Origin of the sequence: Bacteroides fragilis (assembly GCF_019583405.1) — a bacterium.
GTDB classification, from domain to species: Bacteria; Bacteroidota; Bacteroidia; order Bacteroidales; family Bacteroidaceae; genus Bacteroides; species Bacteroides fragilis_B.
On sequence record NZ_SZUU01000001.1, the window covers coordinates 445,897 to 464,028 of the forward strand.

General features: G+C 42.1%; 10 protein-coding genes and 1 pseudogene. 7 read left to right on the forward strand and 4 right to left on the reverse strand.

Going from position 1 to position 18,132, the window contains the following annotated elements; genetic code table 11:
- Positions 1-10 precede the first annotated feature (10 nt).
- Positions 11-3,280 (reverse strand): SusC/RagA family TonB-linked outer membrane protein, encoded by a 3,270-nt coding sequence (locus FDF36_RS01835; protein WP_220390104.1) that lies wholly within the window; start codon positions 3,278-3,280, stop codon positions 11-13.
- Between the two features lie 336 nt (positions 3,281-3,616).
- Here FDF36_RS01835 and FDF36_RS01840 point away from each other — a divergent pair, with 336 nt between their 5' ends.
- Complete coding sequence (locus tag FDF36_RS01840) at positions 3,617-4,105, forward strand: PepSY-like domain-containing protein (protein ID WP_220390105.1); 489 nt, start codon at positions 3,617-3,619, stop codon at positions 4,103-4,105.
- 188 nt (positions 4,106-4,293) lie between these two features.
- Here the strand turns inward: FDF36_RS01840 and FDF36_RS01845 are convergent.
- A pseudogene (locus tag FDF36_RS01845) lies at positions 4,294-4,989 on the reverse strand (histidine phosphatase family protein); the annotation flags it as partial.
- A gap of 14 nt (positions 4,990-5,003) precedes the next feature.
- On the reverse strand, positions 5,004-5,834 hold the full coding sequence (gene kdsB, locus FDF36_RS01850; protein ID WP_220390106.1) for a 3-deoxy-manno-octulosonate cytidylyltransferase: 831 nt from the start codon (positions 5,832-5,834) through the stop codon (positions 5,004-5,006).
- 694 nt (positions 5,835-6,528) lie between these two features.
- Here kdsB and FDF36_RS01855 point away from each other — a divergent pair.
- The 5 genes from FDF36_RS01855 to FDF36_RS01875 all read left to right on the forward strand — a co-directional run bounded on the left by FDF36_RS01855 (position 6,529) and on the right by FDF36_RS01875 (position 12,482).
- A complete protein-coding gene (locus tag FDF36_RS01855; RefSeq protein WP_005787578.1) occupies positions 6,529-6,996 on the forward strand; it encodes an HU family DNA-binding protein in 468 nt (155 codons plus the stop codon).
- A gap of 211 nt (positions 6,997-7,207) precedes the next feature.
- On the forward strand, positions 7,208-9,541 hold the full coding sequence (locus tag FDF36_RS01860; protein ID WP_220390107.1) for a transglycosylase domain-containing protein: 2,334 nt from the start codon (positions 7,208-7,210) through the stop codon (positions 9,539-9,541).
- 12 nt (positions 9,542-9,553) lie between these two features.
- A complete protein-coding gene (locus FDF36_RS01865) occupies positions 9,554-9,922 on the forward strand; it encodes a 2-amino-4-hydroxy-6-hydroxymethyldihydropteridine diphosphokinase (protein ID WP_005787582.1) in 369 nt (122 codons plus the stop codon).
- Between the two features lie 62 nt (positions 9,923-9,984).
- The gene (locus FDF36_RS01870; protein WP_220390108.1) at positions 9,985-11,271 is read left to right on the forward strand and encodes a M16 family metallopeptidase; all 1,287 of its coding nucleotides are present in this window, start codon (positions 9,985-9,987) and stop codon (positions 11,269-11,271) included.
- 50 nt (positions 11,272-11,321) lie between these two features.
- Positions 11,322-12,482 (forward strand): MORN repeat-containing protein, encoded by a 1,161-nt coding sequence (locus FDF36_RS01875; RefSeq protein WP_220390109.1) that lies wholly within the window; start codon positions 11,322-11,324, stop codon positions 12,480-12,482.
- A gap of 81 nt (positions 12,483-12,563) precedes the next feature.
- Here FDF36_RS01875 and FDF36_RS01880 read toward each other — a convergent pair whose 3' ends face one another.
- Positions 12,564-13,502: a ribose-phosphate pyrophosphokinase gene (locus FDF36_RS01880; protein ID WP_005787587.1), complete on the reverse strand. Its 939-nt coding sequence runs from the start codon at positions 13,500-13,502 to the stop codon at positions 12,564-12,566.
- 130 nt (positions 13,503-13,632) lie between these two features.
- Here FDF36_RS01880 and FDF36_RS01885 point away from each other — a divergent pair, with 130 nt between their 5' ends.
- On the forward strand, positions 13,633-18,108 hold the full coding sequence (locus FDF36_RS01885) for a DUF5113 domain-containing protein (protein ID WP_220390110.1): 4,476 nt from the start codon (positions 13,633-13,635) through the stop codon (positions 18,106-18,108).
- The last annotated feature ends 24 nt before the right edge of the window (positions 18,109-18,132 follow it).

Sequence of the window (18,132 nt, forward strand, 5' to 3'; positions counted from 1 at the left end):
TCTGGTAAAATTAGAAGTTAACATTTAAGCCGATAGAAATCGTTCTCTGCAAAGGATAGAGCTTACCGTCTCCCCAGTCGCTACCCAATAATTCCGGATCAAATACTCCGCTGATTCCCGAGAAGGTCAGCAGATTGTCTCCGGACACATAAATACGTACCGATTCCATTGCTGCTTTCCGGGTCCATGTTTTGGGCAGAGTGTAGCCAATCTGGGCATTCTTCAGACGGCAATATGCGGCATTCTGTAGATATCCGCTTTGTACTTTCTGGTTTTTATCCGTATTAAAATAGGGTTTAGGGTAGTAAGCATTGGTATTTGCACCGAGAGGATCACCTTCCGGACGCCAATAGTCCATGTGCTCTTTAAATGCGGTTGATTGCCATAATCCGCCATTTGCTCCCCAGAAGTACGGACCGTCCAACCAGTAATCCCTTTTCATCACCCCCTGCAGGAATACTGAGAAATCGAATCCTTTCCATGCTCCGGTCAGTGTCAAGCCGAAATTATATCTTGGAGTGTTGTTACCTATAATTGTCAGGTCACCATGATCTTCCAGAGTATTCGAACCATTGTTAACCCCTTCCTTTCCATCAAGATTGGCATACATAACATCGCCGGCTCCCCAGTTCGTTCCCCAGTTTGGGGTACCTCCATTGGCCAAATGTGCATTCATTTCTTCTTGGGTTTGTGCAATACCGATCGTTTTATATCCCCAGATGTCACCCAATATTTGTCCATTATAGTATACATCCGAAGAGAGTGAGTTCGTAGGATTCGGATATTTCAATATCTTACGCTTCCCGTCAGATAAAACGAATCGCGCACTATAATCAAATTCGCTGATGCGATCTCTCCAAGAGAGTTCCAACTCCCAACCGTATGACTTCATGTCGCAGTTGTTCACTTGAGGAGGCAGAGCTCCCAGTACAGGGGGTAATATAGGAGCAGGGCCAATCATATCGTATGTATAACGGTTATAATAACCGATCGATCCTGTCAGGCGATTATTGAGTAAACCAAAATCCAGACCGAGATCCCACGATTCAATGGTTTCCCATGTCATCAGTGAATTGACGATACCCGGAAGTTGAGCAGTGTTTTGTTTTTTACCGTCAATCAGCCATCCCGAATTGGAGGCTCCTGTAATCATATTCTGGTAAAACGGGTACCAAGCATTGGCCTTATCCGTATTGTTGTTACCAAGTTGTCCCCAAGAACCTCTCAACTTCAGCGTACCGATAAGACCGGCCAGCGGGCGGAAGAAATCTTCGCGTGCGATATTCCATCCGGCGGAGAATGAAGGAAACAACCCCCAGCGCTTATCGCCAACAAACCGTGAAGAACCGTCATAACGCAGATTGGCTTCTAACATATATCGTTCTTTATAGTTATAGTTCACACGTCCGAAGAAACCGGCAATCGCTCTTTCGCGTGCCCATGCATTTGCTTTCTGATTGTCCTGTGTCAGTCCTAAGGAGGGAACATTCGAGCTGATCAGATCCGTCCCAAACCCGGTCATTCCACTTGGCCGGAAGAGTTCGGCATTGAAACCGCCCATCACTTTAAAATAATGATCACCGATTGTTTTTGCATAGTCACTGTAAATGTTACCGGAGAAGTAGTCTTCATCTTCACGCTCGTCCTGAACCTCCGAATATCCTGCTGCTCCACCATTCCATGACAATAAATAGGGTTTATTATTTACGTCATATCCATAGATCGGTAATACGGCCCAATGTTGTTTTCGCGTATACGTACGCATACTTCCCTCTACTACGATTCGCCAGTCTTTGAGGGGCTCGAAGATGGCTTGCAACTGATTGGTATACCAGTTTTTCTGGCTGGTTTGCACACCACCCTCTTCCAACTGGATGATTTCCATATTGGGCATGTAATGGCCGTTTGGATCCATTGGAGCACAGGTCGGCCAACGGCGGGCAATGTTATGAAAAAATGCGCCTGTCATGTAGGTAGGACGGTCATAGTCTTCACGTGTCCATTTGCTCGTGTAGTTTAACGTGACCCACTCCGCAGGTTTTGCCGAGATTTTAGCATTCATCGTATAACGGTTGAAGTTATCTTCGCCGTGCTTGATAAGGCCATTCTGATTCAGGAAACTGCCGCTGATCATGTAGGTCAGTTTCTCTGTTCCTCCACTGATACTCAGATTGTGTTCCGTAGAAGGTGTCCAGCTTTTATAGAACTCTTTGAACCAGTCTGTATTGGCAAAAGATCCTGCATAGCTTTTCCATTTTCCGTCCGGTCCGGCTTCCACCCCATAATATTCGGGAGTAGAAGGGTCGGTAAATTTTCCGTTTTGGAAGTCCAGAATATTTTGCAATGCTTTTTCGTCAAAGGTAGGAGATTCTCCACCATTGGTCGAAGCCCGGTTAAAATACTGCGCAAAGGTATAAGAATCCACCATATCGGGCAATTGAATAGCATCTGAGAAACGTACATTACCTGAATAGTTTACACGCGTTTTGCCACTTTTACCACTCTTCGTAGTGATCAAGATGACCCCGAATGCCGCACGCGCACCATAGATCGATGAAGAGGCTGCATCCTTCAGTACAGATACCGATTCAATATCGTTCGGGTTAACAGTGTTCATGTCTCCTTCGATTCCGTCGATCAATACCAGCGGACTACTACTCGATCCGTCACTTATCGTACCCGCTCCGCGGATATTTACGTTGAGTTTGCCATCCAACGTGCCACCGCTATTGCCTACAGACATATTTAGTCCGGGAATAACCCCTTGTAATGCTTGTGACACATTTTGTACGGGACGTGATTCCAGAACGTCTGCATTGACCATGCTTACGGATCCGGTAACGTTTACTTTCTTTTGTGAACCATAGCCCACAACTACCACTTCATCCAGTTGCTTTGAATCTTCCTGCATGGTGATATGGAGTTCCTTTCCGGTCACTTCCATGGTAATGGTTTTGTAACCGATAAATGAAAATTCAAGGACAGCTCCTTTGGGAGTGTCAATTGAGAATTTTCCATCCAGGTCGGTGATGGTTCCGGTATTGGTGCCCTGCACTTTTACGGAAACTCCAATAAGAGGTTCCCCCGTGTTGTCGATGATGACACCGGTGGCTTTCACTGTTTGTTGTTGTATACTTGCAGTCTCTTGTGTTTTGTAAGTATCGGCTTCTGCTTGTACGGGCAGCACGCAGCACAGTAATAAAGTTGCGGCTGCTGTTTTCAGGCAGTGTTTTTCCCATACTCTTGTAAACCTTAAGGATAGGTTACTTTTTTTTGTCATAAATAAAATAGGTTTGAGTTAAACATGTTTTTCAGTTTTCTACTTCTTTTACTACTCCGTTCTTGCTTCCGAATCGGAGTATAGTTAGTTTTTGCTTTTTCTACTTTTTCATAATTTTTCTTTTAAGTGATACAATTATTGGGTTTCTCTGAAAAGAAACCAATTGATGAAATTGACAAAGATTATGCCAGCTGTGAAAGAATCGTATGAGCCGCTAATGAAGTATAATTGGGGGATAAGCATGTGGAATTTACCACATATTTGTGGAATTATTCCACAAACAAAATACTCCTCTCATTGTTACTTATCAAAGTTGAAATTAAAAAGAACCTCATTATGAAAAAGCTTAAATTCAATTTATTGACAGGATTGCTGTTGCTGATTTCCGTCTCTGTTTTTGCAGCCGGCTTTCCACCTCCCGATAAGGTACAGGAAACCTTTCAAAAAATGTATCCCAAAGTTACTACGGTTGATTGGCAACGAAAGGGAGACTATCATATTGCAGATATCAGGGTAGACGGACGGGAATTAAACGTCTGGTTTAGTGATAAAGGTAAGTGGTTAATGACGGAGGTCGATGTCGAAACTCTGGAGGCTGTTCCTGCTGCTGTGGCAAAGGCCTTTATGCAAAGTACGATGGCATCTATGCAGTTGGAAGATGTAAGAATCATCACTTTTCCTAAGCAGCCGACAGTAATTGTGATAGAAGTGGAAGAGTATAATACAGATTCTGAGTTTCAGTTGTTTTATGCTCCGGACGGCAAACTGTTGCAGACCCTTAACGTGAGCGATACCGGAGGAGAGATTTACCCGGGATTGTTTTAGGCAAAGTTTGTAGAGATGATGTCGGGAAAGATACTATTATATCTATGTTGATTTTTTGATCATCTATACTTTTTACACCTTCTCCTTCTAAATCGAAAGAAATTATTAAAACGCCCGTTGGTGTGACAATAATGGAAAGCGTATAACAAAAAATCTTTGATGCGTCAGGAGAGGTGTAAATTGTATTTTCAGTAGCGGCTATCTGCATATAATTCATAAGGCTTGACATTCCAGGCAGAGCAAGTCCAGAATGAGTCGCCATCGTTTTTATCAAATATGCAAAGTCCTCCCGGAGCCACCTTTATTTTATGCTCTTGGGCGAACTTCTCAAAATCTCCCGTCAAATAGGGAGCAAAGCGTATAATCCCATTAGACGTGACAAGTAAAGTTGTCCGGTGAGGTATCACAGTCTTCTCTGCGAAATCCAGCCAAGTATGAATGATTTGGTCCGGATCTACCTTCCATCCATCAGGTACAACTGCATTTTTATCCCAATCTTCAATTATTTTTTTCCCTTTTTCGATATTTCCATTTCCTAAACGTAGCCTCACTTCTTCTTCCGTTTTATTCTCGTCAACACCATAGTCGATCTCGACAAAAGCGTTTAATGGAGAAACATTTGAATCCAGACCGATGGTCTGAACAGCTAACCGGGCTGTCTGCATAGTGCGCAAAAGTGGAGCCGCATAGATTACGTCAGGGATCATATCATGTTCTTTTAAATATCTTCCGATACTTCTTCCCTTAAATTCTTCGACTAATGGTAGATCGGTTTTTGCTCCGACTCTTGTCGGAGTTTCTTCCGGACGAAACGTATTCCCGTGACGGGCTATGATAAGTCTGGTTCTCATTGGTTTTATTTGTTTAAAAGTGGTACAAATTCGATATCTTCCGTTTTTCATTCCGGTGAAAGATTGAATTCTCCAAATTCGGCGATTATTTTCTCTGCTCTTTCGATATCTTCCGGTGAATCAACTCCGGACATGGATTTACGGTTTCTATAGTCTACATCTATCATTTTTACAGGTATCCTGTTATGTAAAAATCTCATTTGCTCTAATCCTTCAGGAAGCTCATAAGGAGAAGCTTCTACTTCAAAATATTTTTTGAGTGCGTCGTAAGTATACGAATAAAGGCCGATATGACGTCTGACAGGAGATTTGTCAAGAATTTTTCTGACCTTTTCTTCATTTCTTATCACGGGAATTATAGCTTTGCTGAATGCAAGTGCGTATCCAAATTTATCGACTTCAACCGTCGTCCCGCTATATGGCGTGATTTTCTTTGATTCTTTCATCCGGTCATACTCTTCCCAAGATAAATGGAGGCTGGGAGTGAAAACCTGTCCTTCCTTATCATTTTTCCAAGCTTCAATCAACTGTTCTATAAACCAAGGTGGGCATAATGGATTGTCACCTTGCAGATTGACTATAAAATCCGGTTTTTCAGCGATTTTGGTTGTGACATCCCAGCATCTTTCTGTTCCACTTTTGCAGTTCTCGGAAGTCATCATTACGGCTATATTATTCTCCTTGCAGAAATTAACGATTTTTTCGTGGTCTGTCGCGACGATATAATTGCATCCTTCTACCTTATTACAAACATAGTCGGCAATCTCTGCAACACGCAAAACCATTTCTTTTCCCGCTATTTTCACTAAGGGCTTCTCCGGCAAACGGGTTGACGCAAACCTTGAAGGTATAATAATTAAAATCTTACTTTTCTCCATGCTATAATTATTTATGATATTAAAAAACTATTTTGATTTAACAAAAGTGTTTATTAGTTGACAATATTGCCTTTTTTCTATCATTAAGTATGATGGCTCAATACTATTGAAAGATTAACATAATGGGACATCGTATAAGCTTGACCGATAAAAGCGGCAAGTTATGGAAAATCTTTCAGATGACAAAGAATGTGAGCAAAAACATTCTTTTCGTCCTATATTTAAATGCATCTATTGGGTGGAAGCCAAATTCCCGGCATGAGGGATTGATAAGCTGAATTGTGAATTCTTTTAGAAGTAGTAGGGGTGTAGCCCTACCATTACTTAGGTATAGCTATCCGGTCATTATGGTTACACCCTTTGCTCCGGATAGCTACACCCATACAAGATATATAGTCAAGTTCACATCCATAACAGATATTAAGATGATAGGAATAGATATTGTGCTCCCTTAACAGAACTTTCGCGTGGCAAGATGTTTGTCTATTTTGTATAAGTTTGTGGGAAACAGGAATGCTTCGAAACACACATTCTGTATATATCTTATGGTCAGTCGTTTATGATTTTTTTGGAAAAACATGCTCCGGAAGGCCCTTTTTGTTTGGCAGTCTCTGCGTAAAAGCGGACATTTGCATTGTTGATCAACAAAACGAGAGTAAAAAATGAAATTTAAATCTTTAAAAAGAAACGTAGTATGAGTGTAATTTTTAAAACAGTAAAGCGCCCGTCAGATCCGCGCGTTGAGAATTCTCCCAAAAGGTATTATCCGCAACTTATCACACTGGGAAGGTCGGTTGACTTAAAGTTTATTGCACAAAAGATTCAGGACCGTTCGTCACTTTCGGTAGGTGATATCAAGAGTACGATTCAGAATTTTGTGGAGAAACTGAAAGAGCAGTTGCTGGAAGGCAAAGCGGTAAATATCGAGGGATTGGGTGTATTTATGTTGGCTGCCAAATCGAAAGGCTCCGAAAAACAAGAGGACATCACTGCTAAAAGCGTGGATAGTGTGCGTATCTATTTTCAGGCTAATAAAGAACTGAAAATTACTAAAACAGCTACCCGTGCAGGTGAGAAGCTGGACCTGATCAGTCTGGATGATTATCTGAAAGGGGCGGCCGATGGAGGAAACGGAGATATCGTGGATGATCCCACAGCCTAAATCAATCGATAGGCTGGCTGCGGCACCGCAGCCAACGGACGGATAAAGGGCATGAGTGTATGGCTTCCGGTTGGTTCCCCAATAAACGGGGACAACCGGGAGCCTTTTTTTGCTTCGCTTAGACTTTTTTGTGTGCAAACATGGAAAAGAACACTTGTCAGATGGACGGGAATGATTATCTTTGCAACTTCGAATAAAACTACGGAATAAAATGATTAAAAAGATAGTAAAAGGCCTTTGGGCTTTCTTTGCACTGATGGTGCTGGCAGGAATTGCAGTGTTTGCCTCTATCGCTTACGGATGGATTGGATATATGCCTCCTGTAGAAGAACTGGAAAATCCGAATTACAAATTTGCCACCGAAATTCTTTCGGAGGACGGCAAGGTTTTGGGTACGTGGTCGCTTAGTAAGGAAAATCGTGTATACACCTCTTATAATGAACTTTCACCCAACATTGTCAATGCATTGATCGCTACGGAGGACGTTCGCTTTACGGAACATTCGGGTATCGATGCCAAAGCGCTGATACGTGCTGTGGTAAAGCGTGGGTTGCTGATGCAGAAAAATGCAGGTGGAGGCAGTACGCTCTCGCAGCAGCTTGCCAAGCAGCTGTTCACAGATGAAGTTGCCAGAAATACGCTGCAGCGCCTGTTTCAGAAACCGATAGAATGGGTGATTGCCGTAAAACTGGAACGTTATTATACAAAGGAAGAAATTTTGAGTATGTATCTCAATAAGTTTGACTTCCTGAATAATGCAGTGGGAATTAAAACGGCTTCATATACCTATTTCGGATGCGAGCCCAAAGATCTGAAAATAGAACAGGCTGCTACGCTGATTGGTATGTGTAAAAATCCTTCGCTTTACAATCCGGTGCGCTTCAACGAGCGTTCGCGCGGACGACGGAATACGGTGCTGGATCAAATGAGAAAGGCCGGATATATCACAGCGGAAGAGTGTGATTCATTGCAGAATCTGCCGTTGGAGTTGGTATATCACCGGGTGGATCACAAAGAAGGATTGGCAACTTATTTCCGCGAATATCTACGTGGTGTGATGACTTCTCCTAAACCGGTCCGCAGTAATTATCGTGGCTGGCAAATGCAGAAGTTTTATGAAGATTCGATCGACTGGGAAATGAATCCGTTGTATGGTTGGTGTGAGAAGAATAAGAAAAAGGACGGTTCAAACTATAACATTTATACGGATGGACTGAAAATTTATACAACTATCAACTCACACATGCAGCGCTATGCCGAGGAAGCAGTAGAAGAACATATTGGGGAGCATTTGCAACCTCTGTTCTTTAAAGAGAAAAAAGGACGCAAAAAGGCACCATACAGTAATCAACTGACTCAAGAGGAGATTGACCGCATCCTGGACAGAGCTGTAAAACAGACCAGTCGTTATCAGAGTATGAAAGCAGCCGGAGCTTCGGAATCGGAGATCAAGAAGGCATTCGACAAACCGGAGCCGATGTCAGTCTTTACATGGCATGGTGAAAAAGATACCATTATGACTCCAATGGATTCCATCCGTTATTATAAACACTTCCTGCGTGTCGGATTTATGTCGATGGACCCGATAAACGGACAAGTGAAGGCGTATGTAGGTGGTCCGAACTATACTTATTTTCAATATGACATGGCAATGGTGGGACGTCGTCAAGTGGGATCTACCATTAAACCGTATCTGTATGCATTGGCTATGGAAAACGGATTCTCACCTTGTGATGAGACACGTAATGTAGAAATCACTCTAATTGATGAAAATGGAAAACCTTGGTCACCCAAAAACACTTCAAAAGGACATTATGGTGAAATGGTGACTTTGAAATGGGGACTTGCAAACTCAAATAACTGGATTTCGGCATACCTGATGAGTAAGCTGAATCCGTATGCTCTGGCACGTTTGATCCACACTTTCGGTGTACGCAATAAAGACATTCAACCTACAGTATCTCTCTGCCTCGGTCCGTGTGAAATTTCGGTGGGAGAGATGGTAAGTGCATATACGGCATTTGCCAATAAAGGAATCCGGATGGCTCCATTGTTTGTGACTAAAATAGAGGATAGCGAAGGTAATATATTGGCCACCTTCTCGCCACAGATGGAAGAGGTTATCAGTGCATCGAGTGCTTATAAGATGCTGGTAATGTTGCGTGCCGTAATCAATGAAGGTACAGGAGGACGTGTCCGCAGGTATGGAATAACAGCCGATATGGGTGGTAAGACCGGAACGACTAACCGCAACTCGGACGGATGGTTTATGGGATTCACTCCTTCGCTGGTATCCGGATGCTGGGTAGGCGGTGAAGAACGTGATATCCATTTCGACTTTATGAGAGATGGGCAAGGGGCTGCGCTGGCATTACCTATTTGGACAAAATACATGCATAAGGTGTTTGCAGACCAGACATTGGGATATGATCCGAAAGAGACTTTTAAACTGCCTGACGGATTTGATCCATGCAAAGATTTCAATATTTCGGGAGACAGCATCATAGATGAACCGGAATCAGGGTTGGACGATCTGTTTAATTAATGAATGTGGGCGATGCACTCCTGTCTGATTTGTATAGGAAGCAATTATAACCGGAAGGAGAATCTCCTTCTGGCTCGCAGGAGACTGACGGCTCTGTTCCCCTCTATCCGTTTTACGGGTGAGCAGGAGACAAGGCCGTTATTCTTTCGTAACCCGGCACTATTCTCCAACCAAATGGCCCGTTTCTATACCGATGCAGATGCTGAACGGGTAGTGAAGGAGTTGAAAACAATCGAAAGAGAGGCCGGCAGGGAGCAGGAAGATAAAAAGAAAGAAAAGGTATGCTTGGATATTGATCTGCTTGTTTTTGATGACCGGATCTTGAGGCCGGAAGATCTGCAAAGAGAATATGTTCGCAAAGGACTTGAAGAATTGAAATAGCCCTCTCGGGCTCACAACTAAATATAAGAATATATGAGTTTTTTACAGAAAAATAGTTTATTATGAACCGGACACTTCAACCCGAAATTCAGGAACTGGTCCAATTTAATATTCTTCCTCCGGTGCGCACTGTCATGCCGAACGGAGTACCATTGACAATTATCAACGCAGGTGAACAGGATGTGGTACGTGTCGATATTTTGTTTGGAGGCGGACGATGGCAACAATCACAAAAATTGCAGGCATTATTTGCCAATCGCATGTTGCGTGAAGGATCCCGAAAATATACCGCGGCGGAGATAGCCGAAAAGTTGGATTATTATGGCGCATGGCTTGAACTGTCCAGTTCGGCGGAATATGCATATATCACACTGTATTCGTTAAATAAGTATTTTGCCGAAACGCTTGATGTACTCGAATCGATCATAAAAGAACCTCTCTTTCCGGAAAAAGAACTGGGTACGGTAATAGATGCCAATATTCAGCAGTATCAGGTAAATGTATCAAAAGTAGATTTTCTGGCACATAGAAGTTTATTGAGAGCACTTTACGGAGAGGAGCATCCGTGTGGACGCTATGTGGAGGAAACGGACTATCATCATATAACTCCGGCTTTATTACGTGAATTTTATGATGCATATTATCATTCGGGAAATTGTTATGTTTACCTTTCCGGTAAAGTGACGGACGAGATTACCCACCATATAGAAGCCGCTTTCGGCACGGCACACTTTGGAAATCATCAGCAAGTGGCGGTTAAGAAAGATATTCCATTTGTTAGCATACCCGAGAAACGCCTTTTCATAGAAAGAGAAGATGCGATGCAGAGCGCAGTAAAGCTGGGTACCACTACTATTATGAGGACACATCCGGACTATCTGAAACTCCGGGTACTGATCACTCTGTTCGGCGGATATTTTGGAAGCAGACTGATGTCTAATATCCGGGAAGAGAAAGGATACACGTATGGAATTTCTGCCGGAATCATGTTTTATCCGGGCAGCGGGTTGCTGGGTATCAGTACAGAAACAGCTAATGAATATGTAGAACCTCTGATACAGGAAGTCTACAAAGAGATTGATAAGTTGCAGAATGACAAAGTAACTCCGGAAGAACTGGCCATGGTGCGCAACTATATGCTTGGAGAAATGTGCCGTAATTATGAGTCGCCTTTCTCACTGGCAGATGCCTGGATGTTTATTCTGACATCAGGTCTGGACGATGATTATTTTGCCCGTTCGCTACAAGCTGTGAAGGAGGTTACTCCGGAAGAAATACGGGAGTTGGCAGGCCGCTATTTGTGTAAAGAGAGTTTAAAAGAGGTCATTGCAGGTAAAAAGTTAGCATAAAAATCTGTCAAAAGAAAGTAGCTTTAGTGTATAAATTGTATATTTGCCAAATGAAAACAACAAGATACATCTATACAGCACTCATTTTAGCGGCTCTTTCGCAAGGGAATGCTGTCGCACAAAATAAAGGTGGATTCTTCAGCAAAGTGCGGGACACCTTCTCTACAGAAATCAAGATAGGAAATTACACGTTTAAAGATGGTTCCGTATATACTGGAGAAATGAAAGGGCGTAAGCCAAACGGTAAAGGGAAAACTGTTTTTAAGAATGGGGACGTTTACGAAGGGGAATACGTAAAAGGTAAACGAGAAGGATTCGGAGTTTACACCTTCCCGGACGGCGAACGATATGAAGGACAATGGTATCAAGACCAGCAGCATGGTAATGGAATCTACTATTTTATGAATAATAACCGTTACGACGGTATGTGGTTTCAGGATTATCAGCATGGTCCGGGTACGATGTATTACCATAATGGAGATATCTATGTGGGTGATTGGGTAAACGATAAACGTGAAGGTAAAGGTACCTATACTTGGAGAGACGGTTCCAAATACGTCGGTGACTGGAAAAATGATAAGAAAGATGGCAAAGGCGTATTGGTATGGAACGACGGGTGTAAATATGACGGCGACTGGAAGAATGACGTTCGTGAGGGCAAAGGGACCTTTGAATATACCAACGGTGAGAAATACGTAGGAGACTGGAAAGATGATTTGCAACACGGAAAAGGTATTTTCTTTCTAGGGGGTGACCGCTATGAAGGTTCATATCTACAAGGAGAACGAACCGGTCCGGGTATCTATTATCATGCCAATGGGGATAAATATGTAGGAAACTTTAAAGACGGCATGCAAGACGGTGAAGGTACATTTACCTGGGCTAACGGTGCTGTATATGAAGGTGAATGGAAAGATAATAAACGTAACGGACACGGGGTTTACAAATGGAGTAATGGAGACGTGTACGAAGGCGAGTGGAAGAATAACCAGCCAAACGGCAAAGGCACTCTTACTTTAACGAACGGAACCAAATATAAAGGTGGTTTTGTAAATGGAATGCAGGAAGGTAATGGTGTGGAGGAAGATAAAAACGGGAATCGCTATGAGGGCTTTTTCAAACAAGGTAAAAAGAATGGTCCGTTTGTAGAAACAGATAAAAATGGAAAAGTGATTCGTAAAGGCACCTATAAATTCGGACGGTTGGAATAATTAAAACAGAAATTAATAAATAAAAAAACGTAGAACTGAAAAGTTCTACGTTTTTTTATTGTCCTTGATTCTTCTATCTTTTTAGATAATGTATTGTGAACTGATGGATTCGTTGTTCATCACACGTTTGATTGTTTCGGCAAACATATCGGCAATGCTCAACTGCTTTACTTTGGCACACTTCTTAGAGTAAGGAATACTGTCGGTGAATACCATCTCGGTCAATCCTGATTCCTGAACACGGAATGAAGCAGGATCGGACATTACACAGTGACTGGCAATGGCACGTACTGAGTTGGCACCGGCTTCAAGCATGATGTTGGCAGCTTTGGTAATGGTACCGGCTGTATCAACAATGTCATCGATTAATACTACATTTTTGCCTTTTACATCACCAATGATCTGCATAGAAGCTACTTCGTTTGCTTTTTCACGTGATTTGTTACAGAGTACCAGAGGTACACCCAAATATTTGGAGAATGTACTTGCCCTCTTTGAACCACCAACGTCAGGAGTCGCAATCACGAGTTCATCCAGCTTCAATGACTGAATATAGGGGAGGAACACAGCCGAAGCATATAAGTGATCCACCGGAATATTGAAGAAGCCCTGAATCTGGTCCGCGTGCAAATCCATTGTGATCAGACGGTCAATGCCTGCTACTGAAAGCAGGTCTGCTACCAGCTTGGCGCCGATAGAAACACGTGGTTTATCCTTTCTGTCCTGACGCGCCCATCCGAAATAAGGGACAACTGCAACAACGCTCTTTGCTGACGCTCTCTTAGCTGCATCAATCATCAGAAGGAGTTCCATCAGATTGTCGGAATTAGGGAAAGTGGACTGAACCAGGAATACATGTGCGCCACGAATTGACTCTTCGTAAGAAACGGCAAACTCACCATCGGCAAAGTGGGTGATGTTCATGTTTCCCAGAGGACAATTGAGGCTTGCGCAGATTTTTTCTGCCAGGTATCTCGAATTAGTTCCCGAGAATACCATAAAGGGTGCTTTTTCGCTCATTGTGTGTAATAGTTGTTACCTATTGGTTATAATTTGCGCGCAAAGGTATGAATTATCTAGGCATTTTAAAAGACTTATTGTAGAAAAAATTGTAGTTTTGCTACCTGAACACTAATTGTATCTGAAAGAAATGAATCCGCGTTTGCTTATACCACTCTTCTGTATGTTGTTGTTGACGACATTTTTCTCTTGTGTCGATACAGCTCCGACTAAGGAGGTACAGCACATTGATTCGCTGAACTCACGGGCTTATGTATACCGGTATAAAGATCTGGATTCTTCCTGCAGGGCTGCATCGCAAGCGTACAAAGAAGTTAGCATGTACAGTCAGGGGAAAGCGGAAGCCTCCAATAATCTTGCTTTTTGCGCTTTTATGCGGATGGATTTTGATACAGCTGAACGTCTGCATAAAGGGGTATATAACCTGACGAAAAATGAATTGGAACTTTTGATTGCTGACATCGGGTTGATGAAGATTTATCAGCGGACGGCCATGAACAAGGAGTTTTATGACTACCGGAACAGTGCAATCAGGAGGATGAAGCGGATTGATGAAGAAAATAATCTGTTTGTCGACCGTCATGAGAGTGCCCGGTTGGATTATGCCTTTACAGAGTTTTTTATCGTTTCGGCAGTTTATTACTATTATCTGCAACAACGTGCCGAGGCTATGGCTTCGCTGAATGAAATACAATTAAATGAGGAGTTGGCGACTGATACAAATCAAATTCTTTATTTCCATTATATAAAAGGTTCGGCCGGACTGTGTGAGGGTAAAACACCGGATGAACGAAAACTTGAAGAATTCGATGAGTTATATACAACCTGGAAAATGGCCTCGGAGCAAGGATATTTGTATTTTGAAGGAAATGGTTTGCAAGGACTCACCAATTTAATGGCCTCTCAGGAGAGTTATGAGCTATTTCTGAACAGGCGTTCACACGCTCTGACAAGGTTCGGCATACCAGTGGATTCATTGTTACCGTTGCGTTTGGGGCAGATGGCATTGGAGCGTTTTCGCAAATATAATGACCTTTATCAGATAGCGGGTGCGTATGTGTCGATCGGTAAATATTTGAATGCTCACGGACGGTATACAGAAGCATTGGATACATTGGCAAAAGCTTTGGACTGTGTGAACCAACATCATATGTCATACTATCATTCTGTGGCGGATACGCTCGACAAGTTACAGGTGTTTGTTCCTAATAAAGATGTGGCATATACAGAAGTAACTTGGCTTGGAAAAGAAAAGGTGAAAACCGTGCCGGAATGGATTTCCAGAATACGCGAACAGTTGAGTGTATCGTATGCTTGCCTGGGAATGAAACCGGCATCGGATTATAACAGAAATGTTTATTTGGATATTTTACGGTATACCCGCCAGGATAAGGAATTGGAAAGCCGTTATCTTTCATTAGAGCAAGAGTCCAGACAATTGAACGTGGTATTGTTTTTCGTGATTATAGGACTTATACTGGTGACCGTTATGTTTTGGTTATTCAATAAGAGATCAAAAGTACGGAACCGGATACATATTGCACGTCTACGACAGACTTTAGATGTTTGTCAAAAAATCACTGCTTCCATACCGGTAGATGTAACAGATGAAAGCGAAATTGTACACGCTATCTCAGAATCCATTCAGCCGGATATGGAGCAATTGTTTGGTGCTACAGAAATCCGTATCGGAATAAGAAATGAAGAAACGGGAGACATCGAATTTAATGAAGAGTGTAAGAGTGGACAGACGGATGAATCCAAGTCGATTGGAGAGGTTGCTATTGGGGCAGTGTTTGATCTGTATGTACCTGATAAAACGGAACCGATCGGGATTCTAAAACTATTTACCCGCCATCGCTTGAATAAGGATGAACAGGCATTGGTGAAAGTTATCACTCCCTATATTGCTTGGGCACTGGACAATGGAATGACATTTATTTCATTGGGGGATGAACGGAATAAGTTGGAAAAACAAAGGTATGTCTACGAACAGCATATTGCCGGGAACAAACGCCAGAACCTTATAAAAAAATCTTGCTTGGCCATTGTGGATGGAATCAATCCGTATATAGACCGGATTATCAATGAAGTTCATAAATTGACGGAAAAGGGCTTTATAAACAACAATCGGATAAAGAAAGAAAAGTATCAATATATCGACGAGTTGGTAACTACAATCAATGAATATAATGATATATTGGCTTTGTGGATTAAGATGAAACAAGGTTCGCTTAGTCTGAATATAGAGAATTTTGAATTGAACGAACTCTTTGAATTGATAAGCAAAGGACGCAAAGCCTTTGAAATGAAGAAACAAAGGCTTGAAATAGAACCGACAAAAGCATTGGTGAAGGCTGATAAAGCGTTGACTTTGTTTATGATTAATACATTAGCCGAGAATGCCCGGAAATATACTCCGAAAGGGGGTATAGTGAAGATATATGCTAAGCGGACTGATGAATATGTTGAGATTTCCGTAGAGGATAATGGACGTGGACTTTCGACTGAAGATATAGCCAAGATTATCGGTGAGAAGGTTTATGATTCCCAATCGATAGGAATGAAAAACAATCCGGATAAAGAGGAACTGAAACGGAGTAAGGGCAGTGGCTTCGGGCTGATGAACTGTAAGGGAATTATTGAAAAATATAAAAAGACCAATGATCTGTTCCGAATATGTACATTTAACATAGAAAGTACACCGGGCAAAGGCAGTCGTTTTTACTTCCGATTACCTTCCGGAGTCCGTAAAATAATTGGGATTTGTTTATGTCTGGTCGGATTGTTCAGCTCATTCTCCTGTCAAGGCGAACCGATGCCTGAAAAGTTGAAAGATATTCCGGTAGATTCCGTAACCTTAGCAGCTGAAGCTGAATATGAACACCTGTTGGACGAAGCATCCAGATTTGCTGATACAGTTTATTATTGCAATGTTATAGAAAACTTTGAGCTTGCGTTGCAGTATGCCGATTCAGCATTAAACCGGCTCAATGCACATTATAAAAAATATGCTCGCCATCCCCAACGATTTATGAAATTGGTGGGAAGTGGGATTCCGGCCGAACTGGAATGGTGGGTAGAACCTTATAATACGGATTTTCATGTGATACTTGATGTGCGTAATGAAGCATCTGTTGCCTTTTTGGGACTTAAAAAGTTAGATGCCTATACATATAATAATGTTGCCTATACAGCATTGTATAAATTGACAGGGGAAGATCAGTCTTTAGAAGGTTATTGCCGACAATTGGAACGTTCAACAACCAATAAGACGGTAGGAATTATCTTATGTATCCTCTTATTGGTGGCATCCCTTTGCGGTTACTATCTTTTGTATGTTCGTAAGAGACTTTTGAACCGATTAAATTTGGAACAGGTCTTGGAAATTAATAAAAAGGTATTCGCTTCTTCATTGGTGCGCACACAGGAGTCGGCAGAAGCTTTACAACGCGAAGAAGATACATTGAAAGAGATACCACAACGAATCGTAAACGAATCATTCGACTCGATGAATGAGCTGTTGACTATAGAATGTTTGGGGATTGCTGTTTATAATGAAATGGGACATCGGCTTGAATTTGCTTCCAGTCCCCGTATGGATGAACCTCCGGAAATCATACAACAGTGTTTTGATAATCAGACTTATCTTTCGGACGGAGATATGCAGGTATTACCTTTGCTGGTTGATGCCGGAGGAGAACATCAGTGTGTCGGTGTATTGTATCTGGAAAGACAAGAGGACAGTATGCAAGAAGCGGATCGTTTGTTGTTTCAGTTAATCTCCAGGTATGTAGGCATTGTGGTATTCAATGCGGTTGTCAGACTTGCCACAAAATACCGTGACATTGAGGCGGCACACGAGGAGACCAGGAGAGCTTCGTGGGAAGACAGTATGTTGCATGTACAGAATATGGTGTTGGACAACTGTCTCTCGACCATCAAGCATGAAACAATTTATTATCCAAACAAAATCAAACAGATTATCGGCAGGCTGAATACACACTCCCTATCTGGAGAGGAGGAAAAGGAATGTGTGGAGACTATCAGTGAATTGATAGAATATTATAAAGGAATCTTTAGGATATTGAGTTCCTGTGCTTCCCGGCAACTGGAAGAAGTAACATTCCGAAGAGCTACGATACCTGTTACGGATATAATGGTATATGCCGGCAAATACTTCAAAAGAATAAGTAGAGGGGTTGATAATAAGATAACGTTGACTGTAGAGCCTCTTGAAGGCAAAGTCATTGGAGATATCAATCAGTTGCGTTTTCTTATAGAGAACCTGATTGATGAAGCCCTTTCCTTCCATGAGGATGGAGAATTGGTTTTAAAAGCCATTATGGATGGAGAATATGTTCGTTTTTTGTTCACAGACAGAAGGCGTGAGAAGCAAGTAGAGGAATTGAATCAATTATTTTATCCGAATCTGGCACGTATGACTTCGGGAGAGAAAGGTGAATTACGAGGAACTGAATATCTGATCTGCAAACAAATTATTCGTGACCATGATGAATTTGCCGGAAGGCGCGGTTGTCGCATTAATGCAGAGCCGGCACAGGGAGGAGGATTCACAGTCTATTTTACAGTACCCAAAAGATAAAAAATTAAATATACACAGATAAAA

Coding starts and splice junctions, on each gene's coding strand:
- kdsB (WP_220390106.1), bottom strand. CDS start 5,834: ATGGAGAAAAGTAAGATTTTAATTATTATACCTTCAAGGTTTGCGTCA.
- FDF36_RS01835 (WP_220390104.1), bottom strand. CDS start 3,280: ATGACAAAAAAAAGTAACCTATCCTTAAGGTTTACAAGAGTATGGGAA.
- FDF36_RS01885 (WP_220390110.1), top strand. CDS start 13,633: ATGAATCCGCGTTTGCTTATACCACTCTTCTGTATGTTGTTGTTGACG.
- FDF36_RS01880 (WP_005787587.1), bottom strand. CDS start 13,502: ATGAGCGAAAAAGCACCCTTTATGGTATTCTCGGGAACTAATTCGAGA.
- FDF36_RS01855 (WP_005787578.1), top strand. CDS start 6,529: ATGAGTGTAATTTTTAAAACAGTAAAGCGCCCGTCAGATCCGCGCGTT.
- FDF36_RS01860 (WP_220390107.1), top strand. CDS start 7,208: ATGATTAAAAAGATAGTAAAAGGCCTTTGGGCTTTCTTTGCACTGATG.
- FDF36_RS01870 (WP_220390108.1), top strand. CDS start 9,985: ATGAACCGGACACTTCAACCCGAAATTCAGGAACTGGTCCAATTTAAT.
- FDF36_RS01865 (WP_005787582.1), top strand. CDS start 9,554: ATGCACTCCTGTCTGATTTGTATAGGAAGCAATTATAACCGGAAGGAG.
- FDF36_RS01875 (WP_220390109.1), top strand. CDS start 11,322: ATGAAAACAACAAGATACATCTATACAGCACTCATTTTAGCGGCTCTT.
- FDF36_RS01840 (WP_220390105.1), top strand. CDS start 3,617: ATGAAAAAGCTTAAATTCAATTTATTGACAGGATTGCTGTTGCTGATT.